We start from the raw sequence: 24,792 nt of genomic DNA, 5'->3' as shown, positions 1-24,792 counted from the left end.
TTTTTGTGACACGTATCGGTCTAGTCAAATAATAAATAAAAATACGGAATCGTTAATGAAAAGAGTAATCGGCTTAGCCGTTAGCACACTTTCGCTTGCCATCAGTCAGTCGTTAGCTGCCCAGCAAGTATCAGATATTGAAGTAGTAGAAGTAACAGGCAATCAACAAAGCTTAAATACGCTAAACCCAGGCGACAATACGCTAAAAGGTATTTTTGGTAGTGGTTTAAGCGCAGCAGAAACACCTCGTGCAGTAACGTCACTGTCGGCAGAAGCGATAGAAGCCCTTAACATTAATGATTTACACGATATCGTAAAGGCAGCCCCTAATGCCTACGCTTCAAGCGGATTCGGTACACCCAGCTTGCCAAGTATTCGCGGTCAGCTAGGTGAACTCTTTCAAGACGGCGTGCGTCGTCAGGCCGGTAATAATGGTTTTGGGTTGCCATTGTCATTTAATAGCGTAGAGCAAATTGACGTAGTGAAAGGGCCATCGCCGGTGCTGTTTGGAAGTACACAGCGCAATGGCGGCTTTGTTAACTTGCAAACTAAGGTTGCGCCTACTAGTCAAAGTAGCGGTAAAGCTACCCTTCGCGCCGGGCGCTGGGATCAGTATTCAGCTCAAGTAGACTACGGCACGGCGATAGAAGAAGGTAAAAGCGGTATTCGCTTCAGTGCGGAATACCTAGATCACGGCAGCTTTTATGACTTTGCCGAGCGTGAAAGTACCAACTTATTCGTGGCCTACCGCTATACCCCAAGCAATGCATTAACGTGGGATATCAGTGCGGAATATTACGATACAGATTATCCAGATAACGCAGGCATCAACCGTCCAACTCAAGACCTTATCGATAACGGGGTTTATATTACAGGGCAAGGCACTCAGCCAAATGGCAGCGCAGTAGCTGGTGCAGGGGCTATTATTTCACCTACGGGTGAAGTAGTTATTCCTCGAAGCCGTGTATTTACCAACCCAGATGACATTAACGGTGCTGAAACTACGGTTATCCGAAGTAACGTAGAATACAAACTGACCGATAACGCGACCCTTCGCAACATTACGTATTATCAGTACTTAGAGCGCGAAGAGATTGCGCAAAATAGCTTTGTGGAAATTATTGACGGTGCCGATACGTTTGAAAACCGCACTGAACTTGATTACCAGTGGAGCGATAGCCAACTTACTACCATAGGCTTGGCGCTTCGCTATAACGACGTGCTGGGCTACAGCCAATTTACCACCGAAGCTGACAACCCTATTGATTTAACTGGCCCGATTTCAAACCGAGTTATACCGCTTACCGATGCACAAAAAGCCCGTTTGGTTGAATTACGCCCAGGCGTATTTTTGTCGCCTGGGGCGCAATATGACCTCGATGGCGATGGTAACGGCGATTTTAACCTGTCAGACACCACAGATTCTACATCGTGGCAAACTGGGTTGGCGCTACAGCAACGCTCTACATGGACAGACAAGTTCTCAACCATTGCTGGCGTTAGAGTAGATTATTACGATGTTGAAGCCCGCGACCCTCTAGCGCCGGAGGGAGTGACGGCAGCGTCTGATACCTATAGCGATACGTTGACTAGCTATCAGTTAAGCGCGGTTTACAAACTCACCGGTGACATCAACGTATATGCTGCGTTTTCCGAAAACGATGCTACGTCAAACAGTATGGCGGGGGGCACAGTATTGGGCGGTAATAATGAAATTAACCCGCTTAATTTTGCTACCGAAAATACCTTGTACGAAGCAGGGGTAAAATACGCGCCAAACAGCCAATGGTATGCTGAAGCGGCAGTGTTTGAGCAAACCCGTAGCTTACGCAATCGCGATGGCAGCAATAGCGGCGTTAAGACCAGCGGCTTTGAACTGCAAATGTTCTATCAAGGCAATGATATATGGGTAAATGCTGCTTACAGCTACTTAGACGCTCGCTTCGATGACTCTGCAGCGTTTCAAGGCACGGCTCAGGTGATAGACGCGTTTGATAACAGTCGCCCAGATATTATTGAGGGGACGGGAGTGGGATCGCCGACGTTTGCCGCGTTTCCTGCATCAAATACTCGCGTACAAGGTATTCCGCCTCAAATCGAGTCTATTAATGCCGGCTGGCAAATTACCGACAGTTTCCAAGTGGGTGCCAGCGCGCTTTACACCAAATCTTTCCCGTTAGACTTTTTACAAACCGTGCATATTCGCGACCAATATACGGTTGATTTAAACGCCGACTATCAGGTTACCGATGCGCTTCGCGTTCGCCTAGATGTAATGAATATCACTGACGAAGAAAACTGGCAGCCACTTTTTGAAGGCGGGTATTTTGGTGCGACTCTAGTCATGCCGAACGTGCCTCGTCACGCTCAAATTACCATGCAATACGCGTTCTAAGCGCTAAGGATTATTGATGTTTAAAAAGATAGCGCTACTAGGGGTTATTGCAGCCGCCATTTTTAGTTTTTTTTATTTTGATTTAAATAGCTATTTAACCCTCGAGGGAATGAAAGGTTCCCTCGATACGTTCAAAAGCCAAATTGCAGACAATCCGGTTTTAAGTATTGGGGTGTTCTTTGCTATTTATGTCGCAGTAACCGCACTTTCACTGCCAGGTGCAGCTATTCTAACTTTGGCCGCGGGTGCGCTTTTTGGTCTTGTACAAGGTTTAGTTATTGTGTCGTTTGCTTCCAGCGTAGGGGCTACGCTGGCGTTTTTAGTATCCCGTTTTATCCTGCGTGACACCGTTCGCAATAAATTTAAAGAGAAGCTAAAGAAAATAGATGAAGGCGTTGAGAAGCAGGGGGCATTTTATTTGTTCACGTTGCGCTTAGTGCCCGTATTCCCCTTCTTTTTAATAAACTTATTAATGGGCTTAACCTCACTAAAGACCTGGACATTCTACTGGGTAAGCCAGATAGGCATGCTAGCTGGTACGGCGGTTTACGTTAATGCGGGTACTCAACTGGCCCAAATTGACAGCCTGTCAGGCATTGTTTCTCCAGGTTTAATTTTTTCTTTTGTGCTGTTAGGTATCTTCCCGTGGATTGCCAAAGGCATAGTGGCGCTTGTTAGTCGCCGCCGTGTTTACAAAGGCTACAACAAACCAAAGAAATTTGACCGAAACCTAGTGGTTATCGGTGCCGGTGCAGGTGGATTGGTTACCAGTTATATTGCGGCAGCGGTGAAAGCGAAAGTAACGCTGGTAGAGGCTGGGGAAATGGGGGGCGATTGTCTTAACTATGGCTGCGTACCCAGTAAAGCCATTATAAAAACCGCTAAAGTGGCGAACCAAATGCGCCATGCCGATAACTATGGTTTGGAGCCAGTATCGCCTGCGATGTCCTTTAAAAAAGTGATGGCACGTGTACACGAAATAATTGCGGCTATTGCGCCTAATGACAGTGTAGAGCGTTACACCAGTTTAGGTGTTGATGTAGTGAAAGGCTATGCAAAGATCATCGATCCCTGGACAGTAGAGATTAAAAAGAATGATGGCGGCACCCAAACGCTAACCACGAAAACCATTGTTGTTGCTACCGGTGCTGCGCCTTTTGTTCCTGACCTGCCGGGTATCGAACAAAGTGGTTATGTTACGTCTGACACCTTATGGTCTAAATTTGCTGACCTTGAAGAATCGCCAAAACGGTTAATCGTGTTGGGTGGTGGGCCTATTGGCTGTGAGCTGGCGCAGGCCTTTTCTCGCCTGGGTAGTAAGGTTACGCAAGTTGAACGTGCACCACGGCTAATGGGTAAAGAAGACGCTGATGTTGCTGAATATGCAGAATCTGTACTTCGTGAAAGCGGGGTAAATGTTCTGACATCCCATGATGCCCTTCGTTTTGAGCGACAAAACGGTGAAAAGGTGTTGGTGGTGGCGAAAGAGGGGGGCGAAAGCACCATCGCTTATGATGAGGTAATTATCGCGGTGGGCCGTAAGGCCCGTTTAAACGGGTTTGGTCTTGAAGACTTGGGAATTAAGTTTGACAGAACTATCGACACTGACGAATACCTGCAAACGCTGATGCCAAATATCTTTGCAGCAGGTGATGTGGTAGGACCGTATCAGTTTACTCACGTGGCCGCACATCAGGCATGGTACGCGGCGGTTAATGCACTTTTCGGCACATTTAAGAAGTTTAAAGTGGATTATCGGGTTATTCCTTGGACAACCTTTATCGACCCAGAAGTGGCAAGGGTAGGTCTCAGTGAGCGAGATGCTGCAGAACAAGATATTGATGTGGAAGTAACTCGCTACGAATTTGCCGAACTCGATCGAGCCGTTGCCGAAAGTGCGCGTAAAGGATTTATAAAGGTGCTTACGCCGCCAGGTAAGGACAAAATACTGGGCGTTACTATTGTTTCTGAGCACGCTGGTGATTTGCTTGCTGAGTTTGTTATTGCCATGAAACACGACCTAGGGTTAAACAAAATACTAGGCACTATCCACGCTTACCCTACGTGGGCTGAAGGTGCGAAATACGCAGCGGGGCATTGGAAGCGCGCTAATGCACCTGAAAAACTTTTAGGCTACGTTGAAAAATTCCACACATGGCGCAGAGGTTAATAGAGGTGAAAACTACTCTAACCACTTTTATGCGTAAAATCGCCCTATTGTTACAAGGTATTACAGTGTCACGTGGTATTTCAGCATCGCGTAGAATTGCAGCAGGCAGCATAGTGCTGTTTGCTGTAAGCGCAAGTTTCTATGCTAGTGCTGAAGAAGGTTTGCATAGCACGTTCGATAATTTGTTAAGTAAGTATGTGACGCCAATTTCCAACGGCGCAAGCACTCAGGTAAATTACGATGGCTTTAAAAAAGAGCGGAATACGCTTAACGAGTATTTAGCGCGCTTATCTAAGGTAGAGCAAAGTAAATTTGATTCGTGGGATAAGGATAAACAGCTCGCTTTTCTTATTAACGCTTACAACGCCTATACCATTGCGCTTATTTTAACTGAGTACCCAGGTATCGACTCCATTCGAGATTTGGGAAGTTTCTTTACTTCGCCTTGGAAAAAAGAAATAGCGCCGCTGCTTGGTGAAACTCGCACGTTAGATGAAATTGAACACGAACTTATTCGCGGCACAAACCAAACCACAAAAACTTATAATGAGCCTCGCATTCATTTTGCGGTGAATTGCGCCAGCGTAGGCTGCCCGGCGCTTCGAGAAGAAGCTTACACAGGGAATAAACTAGATGAACAGTTAGAGGCGCAAACAAAACGATTTTTGTCTGACAGCACTCGTAACAAAATGAGTGGCGACACACTCTATTTGTCTAAAATATTCGACTGGTACAGTGAGGACTTTGAAGGTAAATACGGCGAGTGGCGCGACACGTCAACGCTCAATGAGTTTATCTTGCTGTATAAAGACGCAATGCGGTTAACTGAAGCGCAAGTTTCAGCGTTAAAAAATAACACTGCTGATATTGAATACCTTAACTATGATTGGGCGCTTAATGTTGCACAGTAGCGTTAACAGTAGTGCCCTGAATCCCTCCCAATTGAATTCAGGGCGGCAAGCTAAGGGACAGTTAAGTACAAATAGACCCTTGTTCACCACTATGCAGGTACTCTTTTTTACCTGTATGGTCATTTTTTCGGTATTTGTTGTAGCCCAAACCGCGGTGGGCAACACCAACGATGAAGCAGCCAGCGAAAAACCGCCTCTTGTTCGATTTCATGCCTGGGGTGGTAGCGCCCAGGTCAATGGCTACCTTCAGTGGGTGGCACTTCAAGTTAAAACCCGCTTTAACATAGAGCTTCAACACGTGAAGCTAGCTGACACCAGTGATGCGGTGTCTCGTGTACTGGCAGAAAAAGCAGCGGGTAATCATGACAATGGCAGTGTGGATCTTATATGGATAAACGGCGAGAACTTCGCTGCAATGAAAAAGCACGGATTACTGAGTGCCTCGTGGGTAAGTGAACTTAATAATTTCAGTCTCACTAATCCTGAGGAAAACTCCGCTATGACCACAGACTTTGGTGAGCCCACTTTAGGCATGGAAGCACCTTGGGGGAAAGCGTCTATGGTGTTTTACTATCGTAGTGAACACATGAAGTCGCTAGGGCTTATGGCGCCGAAAACCACTGAACAGCTTCTACGATTTAGCCAAAAAGCCCCGGGTAGATTCACTTACCCTGTACCTAGCGACTATTTGGGCATCAGCTTTATTAAATATGCTGCGCTGGCGCTAAACAAAGACAAACACAGCGTGTTTTATCAACCGGTAAGTGACGCATCGCAAAAAACTGTTTTGCCCCCTTTATGGAAGTATCTGGATGCGCTACACCCTACTATGTGGCAGCAAGGCGAACATATGCTAAGACACGCCTCTCAGCTCCAGCGATTGGTGGGGGCGGGCGAGCTTTCATTGGCATTTTCTTTTACCGCATCGGAAATCCCCTCTGCGGTCACACGCTTCGATTTACCTGAAGATGTGCGCACTTACGCTATGCAAGACGGAAGCTTAGCAAACGTGCACTTTATAGGGTTAACCTATAACTCGGGAAGTAAAGCGGCGGCGAAAACCGTTGTGAATTTCTTGCTTTCACCCCAAGCACAAGCCAAGAAGCAGGAAATAACCGTATGGGGCGATGACACCGTGCTCGATATGACGACCCTCACTAATGCCCAACAAGCATTATTTAAAAAAGAGGCAGTGCATCCATCGGCACTCGATAAATCGAAGCCGACCGCTCTATTGGCCGAGCCTCATGCAAGCTGGACCGACGCGCTGCGTGATGCATGGTACGAACGTTACGGAGCGCGTTACTAATGTTCGCGCAATTTACGCGCATTATGCGCTGGTGTTTACTGCTATTGCTTTGCATACCCGTATTAGCAGGGCTTGTGGGCGTAATTTTTCCTGCGCTAGGTTATTTCCCTGCCATCGGCGCAAACAGCTTCTCACTAGACGTTTTTAGAACGCTATTTGCTCTTGATGATATTTGGCACATGGTGTGGCTTTCACTTTTTACTGGGGTGGGGTCAACATTGCTGGCGATGGCTGGCGCGTTTTTATTATTAGCTACCTTTTATCAGTCTTCGTGGCTTGAAAAAGTGCAAGGGTTGCTTAGCCCGTTTCTGGTGTTTCCTCATGCGGCAGCAGCCATTGCTTTATTGTTTGTATTAAGTCCTTCAGGTATTTTTGCTCGGCTCATGGTGCTGGGCGGTGATGACGTTCCCCCTGTAGCAGGCAGCAGCTTTTTCCCTTATGATGAGTTCGGCTTTAGCGTACTGTTGGCGTTAAGCCTTAAAGAGTTGCCATTTATTATTTTAATGGCCCTTAGTGTGATGTCTCAGCCGCTAATAAAAAAGAAACTGTTGGGCTACGTAAACGTGGGGGCTTCCCTTGGTTATTCACCCACAGCAAGCTTTTTCAAACTTGTAGCACCAAGTATATTTACGCAAATCAAGCTGCCCATACTTGCGGTGTTGGTGTTCGCCACCTCAAACGTTGAAATTCCGCTTATACTTGGCTCCAATAATCCGAGTACCCTAGCCGTTGCCATTATGCATTGGTTTAATCATATTGATTTGTCCATGCGCTTACTGGCCAGCGGTGCAGCGGTGCTTCAGGTGGCTGTGAGTGGGGTAGCGTTACTCTTATTTTTCGCCGTTGAACATTTATTTATGTACTTAGGCAAACAGAGCCTGATAAAAGGCCGCAGGCACGGTGCCGATGCCCTAGTTCGAGGCATTGGATACGGCATTGTTTCACTCTACGTGATATTGATAAGCACAGTGATCTACGCGGTTGTAATGTATTCAATAGCAAAGCATTGGTCTTTTCCTGCGCTGCTGCCTGAAGGGGTTACTTTCTTACACTGGGGCACCGCGTTAGAGGCACTGGCAACACCGCTTGTAAATAGCCTATTACTTGGCATGTTAGTGAGCACATCGGCAATGCTACTGGTACTCTTTACGCTAGAAAGCGAACAGCTAAAGCCGGCGGCTAGACATGCCAACAGCGCGTTTTCAATATCGCTTTTTCTACCACTGTTAGTGCCCGGAGTGGCATTTTTATACGGGTTAGTGTGGTTCCAGCAGCTTGTTTTGCAAAACGCCGTATGGTTTCACACCTACATTGCGCACATGGTGTATGTTGTTCCCTATGTGTTTTTGTCTATGGCGGTAGCCTATCGCAAGTTCGACAATCGCTATGCCATGGTTGCGCAGAGTTTAGGGAAAACGCCGTGGCAGGTGTTCTATCGCATCAAGCTACCTCTAATGCTTAACGCTATATTGGTGGCGTGGGCATTAGGGCTAGCTATAAGTTTTAGTCAATATTTACCCACCTTGTTAGCTTCGGGGGGCACCATTGCGACTATCACGACGGAAGCTGTCGCCTCGGTATCGGGTAGCAGTACACGCTTAACTGCCGTATACGTTATTATTCAGGGGGCAATGCCTTTAATTGGCTTTGTGATTGCGTGGTATTTACCTGGCGTTTTAATGAAAAACCGCGGCGCTAGTATCAAAGAAAAAAACAAACGTAGAGCAGTATTACATGGCACTTAGTTTAGAAAAACTGGTTATCTCTCGTGCAGAAAATGTGCTGTTGAACGTAAACGCATGCGTAGAAAAAGGGCAAGTTTTAACAGTGATGGGGCCAAGTGGAGCGGGCAAGTCTACCTTGCTGCAAGCCATTGCCGGGCAACTTTATGAGCCATTTAGTGTTAGCGGCATTATTAAAATCAACAATAACGTGATTAACCGTAAACCCGCCCATTTGCGTAAAGTGGGCATGATGTTTCAAGACGCCTTGTTGTTTGAACATATGACGGTAGCTGAAAACATAGCGTTTGCCATGCCAAAAAATAGCCACAGTAATCCGCACGCTAGGATGGAGGCCATTAACACCATGTTGAGCGCTGTTGAATTAGAGAGTATGGGGCAGCGTGGTGTAAATACGCTTTCAGGCGGGCAGCAGTCAAGAGTGTCGTTATTAAGAACGCTAGCTTCGGCGCCGGATGTGGTTTTGCTAGACGAGCCCTTTAGTAAGCTTGACCTTGCGCTTCGTGGGCAAATTCGAAGCTGGACATTCGAGCAGCTTAAAGCGCGCAATATTCCCGCCGTGCTGGTTACCCACGACAAAGAAGACGCCATTGCTGCTGGCGGCCAAATAATTGAGTTATCGCCATGTTAGATGCAAAAATTACCCCGTTTATAAAGCCACTATCAAAACCCCTGATTAGCTTTCTTGATCAACAGGGCGTTGCGCCGAACCACGTGACCCTTGCCGGGTTTGTCCTTGGCTTACTGGCTGTTCCCTTTATTATTCTTAACTGGTGGTGGGTGGCGCTTTGCTGCATCATTTTCAATCGCGTTTTGGATGGTATAGACGGCGAGCTAGCCCGCTACCAGAAAAGTAGTAGTAGCGCGGGTGGATATTTGGATATCTGCTTAGACTTTCTATTTTACGCGTCGATACCTTTGGCGTTTGGCATCGCAGACCCTATCAACTGGGGTATCCCTGCTATGGTGTTATTAGCCACGTTTATTGGTACAGGAAGTAGTTTTTTAGCTTTTGCTATCGCCGCAGAAAAGTTTCAGATAGCCAGGCCTCAGTTTGCCAATAAAAGCTTTTATTACATGCAAGGGCTAACCGAGGGAACTGAAACTATTATAGTGTTTTTGGCATTTTGCATCTGGCCGCAATATTTCGCTGAAATGGCTTATATTTTTGCAGCAGCCTGTGCGATTACTGTGGTGACGCGTATTGCAGGAGGGTTCAGCACCCTCGATAAGGTAGAGCGCAGCGTAAAGGCTAACAACGCTCGCGAGCATCAAGCTTAATAAATATAAACTGCGTGTAACCGTGAGCTTTGTGTTATGGCCGCTTAAACACCTGTTTATGATGGCAATGTGTGAAGGGTTAGAACGCGTATTGTTGAAAAAGTATTGTGATAGAGGTTTATGACAAAGAGAGTAAACGTTGGATAATACATCAGCTATTCGCTTAAGCGTGTTTCTTGGCATATTCGTGTGCATGGCGCTGTTAGAAGCGCGTTATCCAGCGCGTAAAGCGGTGCTCGATAGAAAAACACGCTGGGTGGGTAACTTGTCTATGGTCGCGTTGGGCGCATTGATATCTCGGGTGCTGTTGCCCGCCACTTTAGTCGGTGTGTCGGTGTGGGCCCAGCAAGAAGGCTTTGGGCTTTTCAATGTAATGTTAGGCTATGCGCAAAGCGGGTCATCGTTAACAGGAATAAGTGATGATGTCGAAAGTAGCGGCGTCGTATTCGCCGCCATAGTGACTTTAAGTGTAATACTGCTAGATATGATCATCTATTGGCAGCATAGGCTGTTTCATACCGTACCTCTATTATGGCGTTTTCACAAAATGCATCATGCTGATAGTCATGTGGATACCACCACAGGCCTTCGCTTTCATCCCGTTGAAATTGCTATCAGCCTAGGCGTAAAGGCCGCTGCCGTGGCACTGTTAGGTATACCTGCTGTTGCTATTGTTATTTTTGAAGTGGCGCTTAATGGCTTTGCGCTGTTTAATCATGCCAATATACGACTATCGCAAAAGTGGGATGACAGAGTGGGGCGGGTCTTAATAACGCAACGCCTTCACCGTATTCACCATAGCCAGGCCAAAGCAGAGTCAAATTCAAACTATGGGTTCAGCGTGTCGTGGTGGGATCGCTTGTTTAATAGTTTTACCCCACGGGCACAATACAGTGATGAAACGTTACCTATTGGGCAAAAAGACGTACTTGCAGTAAAAGAAAATGCGTCTATTAGGGCATTGCTAATGCAGCCATTTAAAAATAAGTAGGGCGTTAACCACCCTACAATATTCATCTTTAGCAGTATCGCATAAGCCTGAGTCGCATACAGTCAGCTTAGCTACATCCAAGTTGTAAAGAAAGGCCACCAAGTTTACCTTCTACACTGCTTTCACTTTCTACTGGCAATATGGGCATGATATCAAGACCAGGGCGGGCTTCTACCTCGTCAACGGTTACCTCAGTGAAACAGTAGTCATCGCGGCGGGACGCATTTGGCTGCATGATGAACGCAGATGCTTCGACCAGGCCATTTACTTCTCTAACAACAACTTCAAAGTAACCTTGAATAAAACAAAGAGCTTAATGTTAAAAAGTGAATAGTTGCCGTGTAGTCGTGCGCTAGAGCGCTACATCATGCCAATAGCTTTAAATACCAGATAACCTGTACCTAGCTGGAGTAAAATGCCAAGGGACAGAAACACGCCGTCACGGTTCGCCATGCCTAGCGCTGTTATGCAAAGTGCAAAAGCGGGCAAAGCGACAGCGAAAGGAAGTGCTTCAAGGGGGATCATACCAAGGGCTGCAATAGCACAGTATCCCGCAATGATATTTTTAGCGGGGGTGTGAGAGAGAAAAGTCATGCGGGGCTTAAGTAGCTTTTCGGTCTTTTGGGCGTAGGGTTTTGCTTTATCAATTGCGCTTTCTAGCTTATCAGAGCTTACTTCTTTCTCTTTTAGTACTTTGGGGAGCCATGGGCTTTTTCGCCCAACAGCCGCTTGTATACAGATAAAAAATAACGTTAAGCCGCACAGGGTTGGTACGCCCGGTATAGCCCCTGTGGGAAGCAAAGCAATAAGAGCAGGCATTAAGAGGAGCGGGCCAAAGCCTCTATCTTCAAAGCGTTCCACTACTTCGCCTAATGACGTCTTTTCGCTTTGTTCATCATACATCTCATCTAATAATTCAACGATTGAATCGCTCATGATTAATGCTTCGTTCCCGTTTGAAATTCCTTATCCCTTTTTGAATACGCTGTCATCTTAAATAAGTTTAATAAACCAATAGGCGAAATTTTTTATGAAATGCGTGAGGCCAACAGAAATCGGCATATTTAGTGCTACATTTAAAGAGTATCGAATGTCGAGAACTGTTTTGAATAAAAAAGAAGCCCTTTCCATTTTGCGTCAAATGCCATCGAGTATTTTGTTTAAAGGTACTGATAGCAATAAGGTATACGCGAGCGAATGCTTTGAAAAAGATTTTGGAATAATCGAGCCAAATGGTATTACAAGCAGCTCTCTTACGTTTTACGACCCGTACTCAAAGAAAGAGATGCTTGGTCGTGCAGACCCTTTTCTTCTTGTAGAGTCTGGGGAACAGCTTGCCAAGCAGTGCCGGCTTCAGACTCAATCACGTACGATGAATTGCTATATTGAAGGGGGAATGGTTTAACGATTGTTACGGTCACGTGGGGGGGGACGCTGTACTTAAAAGCGTTGCCGAAACCTTGTCAAATAGCTGTTTAGGAAGTGACGATTTAATTGCAAGGTATGGAGGAGAAGAGTTCGCAGTCATCCTTCCAGGTACAACTTCTGATTCACTTGCGACAATAGCCGCGAGAATACTTCGAAACGTAACCTATTTATCGATAGCACATGAAAAATCTCTATGTTCAAAAACGCTCACCGTGAGTATTGGTATGGTTTGCCTTGATTGGAGCGAAACCGAGCCTGAATCTATGCGAGGGGAGACCAAACTAAGCGCTACCTCCTTTCTTGAAAAAGCAGATGCGGCGCTATATCGGGCTAAGAACGCCGGCAGGAACTGCGCTAAATTTTAGCCTTCGAGGCACTCAATGAAGCATTCAGTAAGGTTAACAAACCTTAAGCACTCACCCTCCAATATGAGTTTTCTTTATCAGCGCGTTAAGTTACACCACTTTAAATAGTCACATGTTATTTTGTGATTAAAAGTAATCACATTTTAACATGTGAGTGTTTTTGTATTTTATGGGTTGTTGTGTATAGTAAAGCGTTAGACCCATTGAAAATGATGGTGACATTAAGAACGGGAGCCGCTCATGGTACAGTCAGGTAAGCACACTAAATCGGGAAGTAGTGACACACGTCAAGACGCTGCTAAGCGGTTAAATGACGTGCAGCTGAACGATAAAAGTGACCACAAAGCAGGTGTGCTTACTGGCGATATATCCCAGTCTCAATCATTTTCTGATGACGATTTTACTTCTATTCTAGCCACCCTCAAGGCGCTACTCTCAAAATACGCTGACCAATACAGCGGAGACTTTGATGTTTACAGAGGGGACGCGTTTCAGTTAGTCGTTAAGCAGCCTGAGCACATTATGCTGATTGCTAGTGGGCTACGGCTAGCGCTAAAAGCCCTAAACCCGAGCGTAGATGTTCGAATTAGTGCTGCCGTGGGGGACGCACAGTTTCGCGCAAAAGAGGTGAAAACGGGAACGGGGGAAGCCTTTGTGTTGTCAGGCAGGGGGCTTGACGATATTAAGCCTTACCACCTCGCTTTTCATACGAGCCATCAAGCGCTTGAAAACAGTACACAGTTAATCACGCGTTTCGCTGATGCTCACCTTACAGGGCTAACGCCTACCCAATCTCAAACCTTATTGGCCTATATCGAAGCGTCAGACAAAAGCCATGAAAACGTGGCTGCCATATTGAATAAAAATAGAAGCAATGTGAGTAGAATTCTAAATGCCAGTAATTACAAACTGGTAGCAGAATACCTAAGCTACATGGAGCAGGAAATTAACGTGTGGAAACTTGGCCACCGGCCATTGAGTAACGCGCCTGTAAAATAATAACGCGGTCATTACGCCTTGGGTGTAAACATATTAAAAGCGAGCTTGTGAAAGGAGCGAGAAATGCTAGCTGATAACCTAGATACCAGCATGGTGACGACTATAGAGCAGCCCGAATTGCTGGTGGGGCTATTATTGGCACATATCCTTGCTGACTTTTATTTTCAGCCCTTTGCATGGGTAAAGCAAAGAAATGAACGCCATGCTTTAGCGTTACCTCTATACATACACACCCTTATACACGGCGTTCTTGCTGGAGCTGTACTGCTACTGTTATCTGAAAATATAAGCTTAACCACAATAGGTGTTGGCGCTATTATTATCGCGGTATCACATTTTAAAATTGATGTTATCAAATCGTATTGTGTGCAAAGCACGACAGCGTTTGTTATTGACCAAATAGCGCATGTGGTCGTTCTTTTAGGCGTATTTTTATACGCTACCGATCAGTGGCAGTATGTTCTTAGTGCGTTAAGGCAGCTTAGCGCTGGCGACTTGGTGATAACGTTGGCGTATCTGGCTGTACTTAAACCCAGCTCCATCGTTATTAAACAGCTGTTATCGCCGTGGAGTAGTGAAGTATTATCGAGCAACACACAAACCACTCACCCCAACGACCCGCCAACCATTAGCACTGAAGCGCAGCAAACCCTGTCTTTAGCTGGGCAGCGCATAGGGTATCTAGAAAGGGTATTAATGCTGACTTTTGTATTATTAAACCAGTTTTCCGCAATTGGATTCCTTATTGCTGCGAAATCTATTTTCCGCTTTGGCGATCTCACTAAACACCAAGACAGAAAGCTCACTGAATACGTGCTGCTAGGCACCTTTACTAGCGTAGCAATGACCCTTGTTATAGGTTTACTATGCGCTGCCGCATTAGGGCGATTACCCATTAAACCCTGAAAAGCATTAATTCGTTTATAAAAGCTATGTTACGAACCATGCTGTTTGATGAATCGAATAATGGGTATTTCAAACGCTATTATCTACTCACTAAGTCGTTAACCTGGTACTTAGACGACGCTCTAACGTAAACAATAGTCTCATCGTCGCTTATATTGCGAAGGCGGTGCTTAGCCGGTGTAGAAGACGCAACATAGCTGCCTGCGTTAAGCGTTCGCGCATTGGATTTATTCTCGTCTATGTAACTCAAACTACCTTGGATAACTACGGCTTTAAACTCATCACCGCTGGATGTTATCGAACCTTCAAAGCCTTTGTTAAAGCGCACCAGCATACCGGTGGCGGTGTCTTTTGTTCTATCTCCCCACAAATCAGCTGCGCCAGGGCTTTTATCGCCTCGAGCAGGGTTTAAATAACCCCAGTTAATATCTTCTGCCGTAGTTACTTTTGTTTCAGCCTGCACGCTGGGCGCAATGTAAACACTTGCGCTAACCAGTAGCGAAGCTATCGTTAATTTAGCGAGTTTCAGGTGTTTCATACAATCTCCAATTCGTTGGTTGTCGGCGTTGCTTATTTGATAGTCTCAGTTTATTCGTTAGAAAAAGGATAATAAACGACCAAACGCGCGAAAGACTTTCCTGAAAACAAGGATAATAAAAATGATCCACACTAATTCAGAGCGCTCGAGTAAAGTATGAAAACAGAAGACTTACAGGTTTTTATAAAAGTCGCAGAAGTAAATTCTATTACCCTTGCGGCCAAGAAGCTTGATTTAAGTTCATCTGCAACAAGCATGGCCATTAAGCGAATTGAAGAGCAACTTGGTGTAGAGCTGATGTTGCGCTTCGCGCTATGACAAAGGAAGCGGTAAAAGAGTCGCAGATGTATGGGTTTAAAGTGTGTAACATTCCCCATGTTATTTGTGCGTCACCGCATTATTTAAGCGAAAACAAAGCGCCTGAGGAATTAAGTGACCTTGCCCATCATAATGCGCTGCTTTATAAGCTATATGACCAAACGCACAATGCATGGGAGCTGACTAAAAACGGCGAAAAATTTCGAGTAAAAGTGCAAAGTAATCGCGCAGTAAACGATGGGGATATTGTTAGAAGGTGGTGTGTTGACGGGGCAGGTATCGCAAAAAAATCTGCTATTGATGTGGCCGAAGATTTGTTAAACGGAAAACTTAAGCGCGTGTTAACGCAGTATACGGTTCCGCTAACAGAAATGTGGCTAATGCTTCCCAGCCGCCATTTAATTACTCCAGCCGTCAGATTAGTTAGAGATGAATTGAAATTAGTTATAGAAGCGCGTCGGCAAAAACTAATTGAGAAAGGGTTACTTACTGAAAATGAATGGCCGAGTTTGAATAGCCTTTGATACCAGCTTAACTACACCCGAAACACTAAAATAGTGCTAAGTGGCTAAAATTCATACTTTTTGTGCTATTTCTAGATTGAATTTGAAGGCCGAATATTTTCTAATAGTGCTTGCAAAGGAATGCGACACATAAGTCTTATAATGCACAGTGCGGGATAGCGCTGCCACAGTATCACTTCGTCTACCTTCCTTTGTTTTCATAAAAAAGCTTCAGCACGAAATATTCTGCCCGAAGCGCAATAAGAGAAAAAACATGAAAGCAAAACTATTAGTTCCATCTTTAATTGCCGCCGCCCTTATCAGTGCTTGTGGAAGCACACCTCCCACACCTGAAGAGCGAGCGATGGCAAATCAAATGCAAAAAGCATTTCTCGCTAAGCTACAAGGCATGACAGTTCCAGCTGCTGCGCAGCAACAAGCCGCACCCGCCGCTAAACCGGAAGTATTGCTTAGTGCAGCCGAACTCGCTGAACAAAAGCAAAAAGTTGATGCAACAGGCGGCCCTGCTATTTTCTATCGCAAAAAAGATGGCATCATGATCGATGGGCAGATGTTTAACGATTTCGAAGGGCAAGTAGCGAACTTTGGTGGCAACCGATTTACTGGTGAATTTACCTACGCGGTTGAGAACTTCGACGGTTCTTTTACCCTTAAGTATCACAAAGCACATTCCTCGGAAGCGCCTATCAAGATTGGTACGGTGTGGAAGCGCGGTGGTCAATTTGAAGTGCGAACAGTAACTGGCAAAAAAGCGACGGGCAATAGTGTTATACCTACGTCAGATGGATTTATTGTAGGGCGTTCTGGTTCAGCTTTCCGTTACTTTATTGATGGGGATAGCGTTAAAAACATCACTCTGTTAGATAACTACCACATTGCCGAGCATCAAAAAGGCGACGCAGCATCTACCGGTTTTATCCTGCTAGAAAAAGACCCTCGTGATGAAAACGACAAAGTAGGAGGGTTGTTAAACTCGTTTAAAGAGTTAGGCAATACCTTTGGGCTTAATAAGTTCGATGATTATGTACTTGTAAGCATCGATGGCTATACCACGGTACCTATGGACGTGGGCTTAGGCGGTAAAAACATCGCAGAACACTCTAACTGTAAACGTCAAAATGCAGTGATGAATAAGTGTGAAAACGTTGAATTTAAAGAGTCACTTTATACTAAGTTAGGTTTGCCAAACTACAGTCATTATTATTGGTCAATCGACTGGGTTCAAACTCAGTCAGGTCCAATGGCAATTTACAGAACCTCGACCAAAGTTAAAATCGTAGATATCAACAACAAGCAAGTTCACACCGTGTTTTCACGTACACTAGGCGTTAACGACTTTGTTGTGATTGAAAATGCTGACGGAACAACCGGTATCCGAGCTCGCCTAGGCTTTAGTAAAGAAGAAGTAAAAGATATTGAGTCGTTCATCAGAAACAATACCACTGATATAGAGCCTATGCAGACCCTTCAATCGTCGTAGTATTAGCTTGATTTAGTTTTAACGCGAGAGAGGCTTACTGTTAGTAAGCCTCTTTTTTTTACCCCGTTTTTACAGCCTAGTTCTTCATTAGTTTTCCTTGTTGCTTTCGCCTAACGTTCTCATGTTTGGTGTAAATTGTGGCAGTGCTTCAAAGCTCTCCTGAGAAAATTCAGGGTCTTTGAAAAGGTGGTAATAATAAAATTTTCGTAGCGCCTTATGAAAAACGCGTACATCATTTTCATAGCTCACCATCGCGCTTACGTTAGTATCAGCAGCGCTTGATAATAAACGCTGCGTAAGCAAGGAAGGAGAAAGCAAGGCTACGTAGCTTGCAATGGTGTCTTTTTGAAGCGTGGCAGCCTGATAAGCTTTCGACAAGTCACTGGCAGTTTGATCGCCCACCTGTTGGAACGCGTAGTACCATTTCCAGTTAAATGATCTGTCTCTTTCAGGGTCAAATGTTGTGTAATCGGCCCACTGAGGATGAGTGGCAATAAATGCGCGCCACGTGTCTTCAACGGGCTTATCCCACGCACTATTTACCGCTTCACGTTGGGTAAGCACAATATCGCCACCTTCAGGTGTTTCTACCACCGCATTAATTACCGTGTGTGCGGTCACGGGCACAATAACAGTGGTAACAAGCCAAGCGCCTAGCATAATAGAGGCAAGATGCGTTGCACTGAAACTTGCAAAACGCATTGCGGCGCCAATTACAAGAACAATGGCACTCCATATTGCAATGTTACCTATTACTATCGCGCAAACGGTTAAAATAGAGGGCAAAGATGCACCATTAATTTACCCGAACACAACAAACGGAATAAGCGTAACAAGCGCTAAAGGAAGCAAAGTGACTATTACTCGTGCTGTCCATATAGCATGGGCGTTGCGTGCGGTTACATTAAGTAAATCGAAGCGGCGAGCTTCACATTCTTTTGCTTTTAAATCGTAGAGTAGCAATATGATAAATAATGGTAGCAATACACTGGTCACAAAGGCGAAATCAAAACGCCCTAAAAAAGCCAGTTCTGGGTTATCTGCATCGCTTTCATAAATTTGACCTTCTAATGCAAGCATGCGTATACGGTGCTTCCAAGGAAACACATCCCGTTCACCGACGGCCGTAAAAGCCAGCGGGGAAGGGGGTGAATACGTTAAGTGAAACGTATAGTACGCGGCACTACCGTAATTCGACTGATGGGCGAGCGCGCTATCTCTCTCGGCTTGGTCTTTCTCTAACAGTCGTTCAATGGTGGCCTGTTGTTCCTGCATTTCCGCGAAGCCTGTCCACAATGACACCACACTTAAAAAGAAAACGACTAATAACGTAAGCTTTATTTGCCGGTGACCGAAAACAAAACCCGCTTCACGTTTAAGATCGGTAAAACGCATCATGGGTTTAACCTCCTAACCGCCGCTTTTAAAAGCAAGACGGTAATGCATACCCAAATAATCAGTTGTAGAAAATAGATAAGCGCGTTTGAAATGCGTGTATCTGCTGCCTCGGGCTTAAAGTTAAACTCTGATAACAACGCCCAGTTGTCTGCACCGACAACCGCTTTATCAGCGGCTTCTTCGCTTGCGTTGCGATCCATATCCAGCTTGTAATCCAGCTTTTCAACATGCACTTTATTTAGCCCTTGAACAAACTCTAAACGCAGGGCCTCTGCTTCTCTTAAAAAGCGATGATGGGTTTCAAGGCTGGTACCCGCTAATATTGTAGAGATTGCGCGAACGGCAACCGTAGGGGATAGCCAACCAAACTGACGTGCAATATGTGCTTGTTCTAACTCTTCACCCATTCTGTTTTCGGCGAATTCATTAAGCACTTTTGCCTGTCTGCCTTCTGAGTACTGAGCAACAACTCCGCGGAAATTAACAGGAAGGTCGTCCACGGAATCGACATTGTATTTTGCTAATAAATCTTCTTTTAGCTTTTTAAATGCAGGGTCGTTAACGTCGTGACCGTCGCCCAAACTTCTAAGCTTTTCTTCTACTTTAAAGTCCGCTTCAAGTTTGCCCATAGAGGGGGCTGCATTCGTTGCGACGCTGCTGCCTAAGCGAGGAAGTAACACACATGCGAACATCCAAATAACAATAAGCGCGGTGAAGCTAACGCTACTTTTCTCAAATAACGCTGAACACGCAGTTACAACGGTAGCCCATAGCAAGAAGTAAACGGCGTAACTTAAGCAAAATAGCAGCACCACAAGCGGGCTTTCGCTTGAAAAAGCGACATATAAGCAGGCCAGAAGTAAAGGGAGTAAGAACAAACCGCTAGCTGCAATTAGCGCTAATAGCTTACCTAAGATTAGCTGCCAGCGAGTCGTACCTTGTGACAACAACAAGGTATGTGTTCCGGCCTCGCGCTCTCGCGATACACTGCCGTAACCAATAAGAATAATAAACAGTGGAGCAAGCACTAACGCAAGAAAGCCAGGGGTTAAGCTACTAAAACGCGTAAGCCCAGCCGATTGCCGCTGCTGTGCAAACATGGCGCTATTTTGCCGATGGCCTTCTAGGAAAATAGCGTTACCTGTGTAGGTGTCGACGCCAGGCTCGATTACGCTTAATGGCGTAGGGGCACGAAAAACGTAATGACCGTAATGCACCATGCGGTGAGGGTGCTTATCAGGCTGCGCTTTAAAGCGTTCTTCTGCTTCAGTTTGAAGGTGCTCTCTAGCGTGCGCGGCCTCTTCAATGTGAAATGCATTTACGACTAGGGCTGCAAGGGTCAGTATGGCCCCTAGCAACAGTACCGTAGCGGCGACTTTAGTGCGCAGCCAATAGCGCCACTGATCTGCACAAATGGTTTTTGCTACACTAAATATCATGCTTTACGCCCTGCAAATGCTGCGTGTACGGCTTCAGTATCAATGGGCGTATCGCCAATGCGCTCGAAAGAACCAGTTAGTTTACCGTTACTTAAAAGCACAATGCGGTGAGCCACTTGGCAAGCACCGTATACGTCATGAGTTACCATAAAAATGGTAGCGCCATTGGCGGCAAGTTCAGACACCAACGCATTAAACTCGTCAATAGCGGCAGGGTCTAACCCTGATGTAGGCTAATCTAAAAACAGCACGGGTGCATTGCGCAATAGGGCAAGGGCAATTGCGGTTTTCTGGCGCATGCCTTTCGAGTAGTTCGATAACGCCTTATTCCATGAATCTTCTTGAAGAGCTACTTTGCGAAGTGCTGCAAAAATGTCTTCGTCTGATTTTTCTACACCAGCTACCGAAAGAAAGTAGCGGATATTTTCCAAGCCTGAAAGATGACCATAAAGAGTGACCGATTCTGGCAAGTAAGCGACAGACTTTTGAACATCGTTAGGGTGAGTAGTGGCGTTATGGCCCAACACAGTAGCGCTACCACTACTTGCTTTCATCAAACCTAAAAAGGTTTTAAGCGTAGTTGATTTACCCGCACCGTTCCCACCCAAAAGCGCAAATACTTCACCCTTACCTACATTAAAATTGAGGTTATCTAAAAGTGTGCGATCGTCCACGCGCACAGATAGCGCATCCGCGCATATTACTGAATTTGTTTGCATTGTTTGGAAAAGCCATACCTTAAACTTGTGTGGTAATGTTATATTATAACTATAAGTATGGGGATAGGTTTTACTCTTATAAGTGAAAGAAAAGGCATCAAATTCATTTTTTAAAAAGTTTGTTTGCTACAAAGGTACATAATTACTTACACTTTTTTCATTATTTACTATATGAAATATGGCTTTAAGTTATTGTTTCATAGCTGTAAAAATGAATAATGTCTCCACCAAAGAAAGGAATCGCCCCTTACCCATGGACTGAGTAAATATGACCAGCGTTGGTAATCCGATAGTTTTACATTTTCACTGGAACGAAAGCGCAGTACTAAGAAGAAAGTGGCGTCGCTTTTCTTTAGGCATCAAAATTTAAATTGCATCAACAAGGACAAAAAATGTTTAAAAAAGCAATATTATCAGCGGCGCTATTATCCGTTTCTCTTTCAGCATCAGCCAACTGGGTATTGGGTGTTGGTTATGGAAATATCTCAGACAGTGACGGTGATATTGATATTAGTCTTGGAGGCGTTATTGCTTCGGCGGGCTATCAATATCAAGTAAATAGTAATTTTAACCTTGTACCTGAGGTACGTTTAGGGACTGGGATCAGTGACGACGACGTTATGGGAGTTAACGTAGAACTTGACTCGTTTTACGCCATGTCAATTCGCGGCGAATATACGGTAGCAGAAGGAATGTACATATACGTCGTGCCTTCTTATGGCAAACTAGAAGTTACTGCAAGCGCGGGAGGCTTTTCGGAGTCGGCAGAGAGTGATTGGGAGTTTGGACTAGGTGGTGGCGTGGGTTACAAATTCACACAGACAAGTGCCGTTGAACTATCTTTCGAAACATTTGATGACGTTGACGTGCTAAGCATTGGTGCTAAGTTCGCTTTCTAAAATATGCGTAGAATTAAAGGGGGGGATTATCTTCCCCCTTCATTAAATCTTTTATTTGTCTAAATTGCCGTGCCTTGAACGATTCACAAAAAGTCCATCAAAAGAAACAATACATTGATCCTACTATAATTCAGTAAGACTTAACCGCCCCATAAATCTGTTTCTTTAAATTTCAGATAGCTTATTTTGATAATACTGAAAGTACTCTAGAGGATGAGCCATAGTTTGAGCGTTGAATTTATCGCGTTGAACGTTTCATGCTTGAGGTATAAAAAAAGACGTCATAGGACGTCTTAATTTATTGAATTGGTGGGCTGGCGGGATTTGAACTATGCATTTTGTTTTTCAATTCAATGTCTTATGTTTGTGCTGCAACTAATGAATACTTTACAATTATTGTTATCCACAAAAATACGATGGGTACAATCAGGATGGCATTGTACGTTGTAGTTGAAAGAAAGTCGTTACTTTCGTCGAAACATTCATCTATTTGCTGATTATCAAAAATTTCATCTATTTCTGTGTCATGCAATATATTCTTATATCTATTCTTTAATATTGTCACTTGGTTTGATAATTGATTTCTAGATTTCTCTAAAGTCACTTTCGATGCATGTACAAACCAAAACACGAAGAACATAAATAATGTGCTAATTACCGCGAACTCAAAAGACAACATGTCTACATTACTTTTGAGGACAACTTTCCCAATAATTGCTGAGAAGTAAAAAGTTGCTAAACCAACAAGTGCCTTTTGATGACTTTTTTGTTTATCTTCGAACTTGTCTGCAGCCTTATCTACCAGTCCATGCATTAATTCAATTGACTTATTTTTAACCTCGATATATTGCTTGATATTCTCGCGAAGATATATTTGATAGTTTGAATGTAAACTTTTAATAAGGCTGTCGTCAAAGATTTGTGATATGTTTTCAACATGCTTGAGTGATACTAAATTTCTTAATAAACCTAACCTTGTATTGAAGTTATTATCAGCAAAAACTATTTCATATACTTGAAATATTGCCTCAAACCTTGATATGTAATTTTCGTCATTCTCAGTAGTTGATACGAGTGATGCATACCCATCAAATGTATAGAAGTTTCGAGGTGTATTAAAATCGAAACTGCTAGCGAGGCAAGCTAAGCAATATTGGCAGGAAATCAATTTGAAAAACTTGCTTAAGACGGGTTCATTAGCCATTGCTTTTGCTAATTCATGAGCATCTTCTGGTTTAAACCGATTTTCGCTCAGAATTGAAGGTATGTTCGCAGTACCATCTAACCGAGCATCGATAATAGGTAACCTATACTCAGATTCTCTCGTTTTAATAGAACTTGATCGAATTTTTACATAACTCAGTTTTCTGAGTATTTCATTAAAATTCGTGGGCATTGATTTTACGAAAGCTTCAGGTGAATAAATCAAAAACTCTGACTGTTGAATTTTGCTAAACTCAATTTGAATTTTATAGCTATGTGTATTTGTGTCATCATCTAAGAACGAATCAAGTGTTCTTAGAAGGTCATCTATAGAATCTTCATTTGTGATAGTATCATTAACGACGATTCGATAATGAACTTGAGTAGGCTGGATAAAATCCAGACATTCTTTCACTTCTTTAAACGCGGCGGACTCTATACCTCTTGTCAAGTCCGAATATTCGAACTGTATAGAATCTATGTCTTCAACAAGATTCATTTTCATGGCAGTTCGTCAATCTTTCTGAAGTCATGAGGAACGTTAGTAGACTGAATGACGACAAACTCTTTTGCCTCGGTGGTACCTGCGTTTTTTTCTAGTCGGTAAATATTTGACGTACCTGAATTGGCAACAAGCTGTATATCACCATCGAGCGGGTATTTCTTTCTTGCTCTCTTTCTCACCGCTTTACGATCTATCTCAAAGGTGCCGTCGAACTTTCTCTTATCTACAAAAGAATCAACTTTGTTTATGAATGGTTGAAAGTTGAGGTCTTCTAGAACTGGTGAATACTGCTCGGTTAAAGTTCTTTTTAAATGCAGATATATCGAAATCAGTATTAGATTTAAAATACCCAATCAAACAATCTCTCATATCAATAAAATCATTCTTCGATTGGTTCTTTATTGTTGTAACTAGAGCATTCTCTATTAATTTATATGCTTCGTTTGTATTTTCGGTGTTGTCCCTGCAGTACTGAGCTCGTAGAAATGATTTTTGCCAAAAGGCTGGGATCACACCATTAGAAGACGCTAATTGAATATTTTCTTCAAATGAATCACCGTTTACTCGAATAAAACATGACCTAAGCAAAGACTTCTCAATTGGTAAGCCCGTTTTGCGCAAAAAGCTGTCTTTATCAAGATAGTTTGAAAACTCTATTTTTGAGATGATAATAAAAACATCGTCAGACCTAGTAACTTTTGCAATAACTAGCGAACCTGAAGAAATCTTTGTATTTAAGTGAGCTATTCTAGAGTTGTAGTCTTTTTCTACATCTAGAAGATGCTGAGCAAGTTCCTCTACATCTGTAAGTCCGTCCTCCGATGCTAATTCGTCAACCACATTTCTTGCAAGTGAGTTACCTTCAAACCTTGCAAATCTAGAAGAGGGGTTAATGGACGTTTCGTAAGCAATTTTTAAAACAAACCGTTTAAGTTCTTCATCATTGATTGAACTTAAATCAACTTCGCTGTATGTGTCGTTATCGACATTAATTTCATAAACTGCGTAAGCATTAATGACTTGATCGGACATTTATTTTCCTTAATTTTGTATCCACCTACCATATACTTTCCTAATCATTCCCCAGTCTGCATGACCCATTTGTTTTGCAACCCACATTGGGTTTTTTCCTGCAGAGAGCATCATTGATGCATAGGTATGTCTTGTTTGATATGGATATCTATACAGTATTTTAGCTTTAGTAAGAGCAGGTTTCCATATATTGAGGTGGTTTAATTGAGTTGACCAGTCCAGTTAAGGATATAATTGAAC

At 44.0% G+C, this 24,792-nt stretch carries 23 protein-coding genes and 2 pseudogenes; 15 read left to right on the top strand and 10 right to left on the bottom strand.

The genetic code is table 11. The features are described from left to right. Window positions 1–55 precede the first annotated feature (55 nt). From ACX5J7_RS08785 to ACX5J7_RS08750, 8 genes are all read left to right on the top strand, one after another. Window positions 56–2,395, top strand: coding sequence for a TonB-dependent receptor (locus tag ACX5J7_RS08785; protein ID WP_498706838.1), 2,340 nt, complete (start codon window positions 56–58; stop codon window positions 2,393–2,395). Window positions 2,396–2,411: 16 nt separating this feature from the next. Next, window positions 2,412–4,565, top strand: coding sequence for a dihydrolipoyl dehydrogenase family protein (locus tag ACX5J7_RS08780; RefSeq protein WP_498706836.1), 2,154 nt, complete (start codon window positions 2,412–2,414; stop codon window positions 4,563–4,565). Between the two features lie 29 nt (window positions 4,566–4,594). Beyond that, window positions 4,595–5,476, top strand: coding sequence for a DUF547 domain-containing protein (locus ACX5J7_RS08775; RefSeq protein WP_498706854.1), 882 nt, complete (start codon window positions 4,595–4,597; stop codon window positions 5,474–5,476). Window positions 5,477–5,567: 91 nt separating this feature from the next. Then, window positions 5,568–6,785, top strand: coding sequence for an ABC transporter substrate-binding protein (locus ACX5J7_RS08770; protein ID WP_498706834.1), 1,218 nt, complete (start codon window positions 5,568–5,570; stop codon window positions 6,783–6,785). Beyond that, on the top strand, window positions 6,785–8,530 hold the full coding sequence (locus tag ACX5J7_RS08765; RefSeq protein WP_498706833.1) for an ABC transporter permease: 1,746 nt from the start codon (window positions 6,785–6,787) through the stop codon (window positions 8,528–8,530). Before ACX5J7_RS08770 ends, ACX5J7_RS08765 begins: the two co-directional genes overlap by 1 nt. After that, window positions 8,520–9,158, top strand: a complete 639-nt coding sequence (locus tag ACX5J7_RS08760; protein WP_462834945.1) for an ATP-binding cassette domain-containing protein — start codon at window positions 8,520–8,522, stop codon at window positions 9,156–9,158. Before ACX5J7_RS08765 ends, ACX5J7_RS08760 begins: the two co-directional genes overlap by 11 nt. Then, the gene (locus ACX5J7_RS08755; RefSeq protein ID WP_498706831.1) at window positions 9,152–9,808 is read left to right on the top strand and encodes a CDP-alcohol phosphatidyltransferase family protein; all 657 of its coding nucleotides are present in this window, start codon (window positions 9,152–9,154) and stop codon (window positions 9,806–9,808) included. Before ACX5J7_RS08760 ends, ACX5J7_RS08755 begins: the two co-directional genes overlap by 7 nt. Window positions 9,809–9,947: 139 nt before the next feature. Further along, window positions 9,948–10,799, top strand: coding sequence for a sterol desaturase family protein (locus ACX5J7_RS08750; RefSeq protein WP_498706830.1), 852 nt, complete (start codon window positions 9,948–9,950; stop codon window positions 10,797–10,799). 67 nt (window positions 10,800–10,866) lie between these two features. On the opposite strand, the gene ACX5J7_RS08745 is transcribed toward ACX5J7_RS08750, so the two are convergent. Together ACX5J7_RS08745 and ACX5J7_RS08740 are read right to left on the bottom strand one after the other, a co-directional pair. Further along, window positions 10,867–11,034: an SH3 domain-containing protein gene (locus tag ACX5J7_RS08745; protein ID WP_498706828.1), complete on the bottom strand. Its 168-nt coding sequence runs from the start codon at window positions 11,032–11,034 to the stop codon at window positions 10,867–10,869. A 125-nt stretch (window positions 11,035–11,159) separates the two neighbouring features. Continuing rightward, window positions 11,160–11,735: an exopolysaccharide biosynthesis protein gene (locus ACX5J7_RS08740; RefSeq protein ID WP_020745852.1), complete on the bottom strand. Its 576-nt coding sequence runs from the start codon at window positions 11,733–11,735 to the stop codon at window positions 11,160–11,162. Window positions 11,736–11,889: 154 nt separating this feature from the next. Between ACX5J7_RS08740 and ACX5J7_RS08735 the strand changes: the two genes are divergently transcribed. The 4 genes from ACX5J7_RS08735 to ACX5J7_RS08720 all read left to right on the top strand — a co-directional run bounded on the left by ACX5J7_RS08735 (window position 11,890) and on the right by ACX5J7_RS08720 (window position 14,497). Next, on the top strand, window positions 11,890–12,204 hold the full coding sequence (locus tag ACX5J7_RS08735; protein ID WP_498706826.1) for a hypothetical protein: 315 nt from the start codon (window positions 11,890–11,892) through the stop codon (window positions 12,202–12,204). Then, on the top strand, window positions 12,185–12,592 hold the full coding sequence (locus ACX5J7_RS08730) for a GGDEF domain-containing protein (RefSeq protein ID WP_474377797.1): 408 nt from the start codon (window positions 12,185–12,187) through the stop codon (window positions 12,590–12,592). Before ACX5J7_RS08735 ends, ACX5J7_RS08730 begins: the two co-directional genes overlap by 20 nt. Before the next feature lie 240 nt (window positions 12,593–12,832). Next, complete coding sequence (locus ACX5J7_RS08725) at window positions 12,833–13,591, top strand: hypothetical protein (RefSeq protein WP_498706825.1); 759 nt, start codon at window positions 12,833–12,835, stop codon at window positions 13,589–13,591. A gap of 63 nt (window positions 13,592–13,654) precedes the next feature. Continuing rightward, the gene (locus tag ACX5J7_RS08720) at window positions 13,655–14,497 is read left to right on the top strand and encodes a DUF3307 domain-containing protein (protein WP_020743461.1); all 843 of its coding nucleotides are present in this window, start codon (window positions 13,655–13,657) and stop codon (window positions 14,495–14,497) included. Window positions 14,498–14,576: 79 nt separating this feature from the next. On the opposite strand, the gene ACX5J7_RS08715 is transcribed toward ACX5J7_RS08720, so the two are convergent. Then, the gene (locus ACX5J7_RS08715) at window positions 14,577–15,035 is read right to left on the bottom strand and encodes a DUF4437 domain-containing protein (protein ID WP_024016229.1); all 459 of its coding nucleotides are present in this window, start codon (window positions 15,033–15,035) and stop codon (window positions 14,577–14,579) included. A 156-nt stretch (window positions 15,036–15,191) separates the two neighbouring features. On the opposite strand from ACX5J7_RS08715, the pseudogene ACX5J7_RS08710 reads away from it, so the two are divergent. Both ACX5J7_RS08710 and ACX5J7_RS08705 read left to right on the top strand, forming a co-directional pair. Then, a pseudogene (locus ACX5J7_RS08710) lies at window positions 15,192–15,877 on the top strand (LysR family transcriptional regulator). A 253-nt stretch (window positions 15,878–16,130) separates the two neighbouring features. Continuing rightward, window positions 16,131–17,357, top strand: coding sequence for a hypothetical protein (locus ACX5J7_RS08705; RefSeq protein ID WP_012518297.1), 1,227 nt, complete (start codon window positions 16,131–16,133; stop codon window positions 17,355–17,357). A gap of 87 nt (window positions 17,358–17,444) precedes the next feature. Here ACX5J7_RS08705 and ACX5J7_RS08700 read toward each other — a convergent pair whose 3' ends face one another. From ACX5J7_RS08700 to ACX5J7_RS08685, 4 genes and pseudogenes are all read right to left on the bottom strand, one after another. Then, on the bottom strand, window positions 17,445–18,143 hold the full coding sequence (locus ACX5J7_RS08700) for a DUF3526 domain-containing protein (protein ID WP_498706822.1): 699 nt from the start codon (window positions 18,141–18,143) through the stop codon (window positions 17,445–17,447). A gap of 15 nt (window positions 18,144–18,158) precedes the next feature. Then, entirely contained in the window at window positions 18,159–18,755 is a 597-nt protein-coding gene (locus ACX5J7_RS08695) for a hypothetical protein (protein ID WP_498706820.1), read from the bottom strand. Next, entirely contained in the window at window positions 18,752–20,194 is a 1,443-nt protein-coding gene (locus ACX5J7_RS08690) for an ABC transporter permease (RefSeq protein WP_498706819.1), read from the bottom strand. Before ACX5J7_RS08690 ends, ACX5J7_RS08695 begins: the two co-directional genes overlap by 4 nt. After that, window positions 20,191–20,913, bottom strand: a pseudogene (locus ACX5J7_RS08685) (ABC transporter ATP-binding protein). The gene ACX5J7_RS08690 and the pseudogene ACX5J7_RS08685 overlap by 4 nt, the downstream one beginning before the upstream one ends. A 392-nt stretch (window positions 20,914–21,305) precedes the next feature. On the opposite strand from ACX5J7_RS08685, the gene ACX5J7_RS08680 reads away from it, so the two are divergent. After that, window positions 21,306–21,812 carry an outer membrane beta-barrel protein gene (locus ACX5J7_RS08680; protein WP_105931115.1) on the top strand — a complete coding sequence of 169 codons (507 nt, stop codon included), beginning with the start codon at window positions 21,306–21,308 and terminating at the stop codon, window positions 21,810–21,812. Between the two features lie 358 nt (window positions 21,813–22,170). On the opposite strand, the gene ACX5J7_RS08675 is transcribed toward ACX5J7_RS08680, so the two are convergent. From ACX5J7_RS08675 to ACX5J7_RS08665, 3 genes are read right to left on the bottom strand one after another with little or no spacing between them, the layout of a single operon-like run. After that, complete coding sequence (locus ACX5J7_RS08675) at window positions 22,171–23,520, bottom strand: hypothetical protein (RefSeq protein WP_498706817.1); 1,350 nt, start codon at window positions 23,518–23,520, stop codon at window positions 22,171–22,173. Then, a complete protein-coding gene (locus tag ACX5J7_RS08670) occupies window positions 23,517–23,699 on the bottom strand; it encodes a hypothetical protein (RefSeq protein WP_498706816.1) in 183 nt (60 codons plus the stop codon). The genes ACX5J7_RS08675 and ACX5J7_RS08670 overlap by 4 nt, the downstream gene beginning before the upstream one ends. Window positions 23,700–23,754: 55 nt before the next feature. Then, the gene (locus ACX5J7_RS08665; protein ID WP_498706815.1) at window positions 23,755–24,552 is read right to left on the bottom strand and encodes a hypothetical protein; all 798 of its coding nucleotides are present in this window, start codon (window positions 24,550–24,552) and stop codon (window positions 23,755–23,757) included. Window positions 24,553–24,792: the final 240 nt, after the last annotated feature.

The sequence above is a fragment of the Alteromonas infernus genome (genome assembly GCF_902705815.1).
Note: the sequence above shows the minus strand (reverse complement) of the source record. Positions and strands in the feature narration are given on the sequence as shown.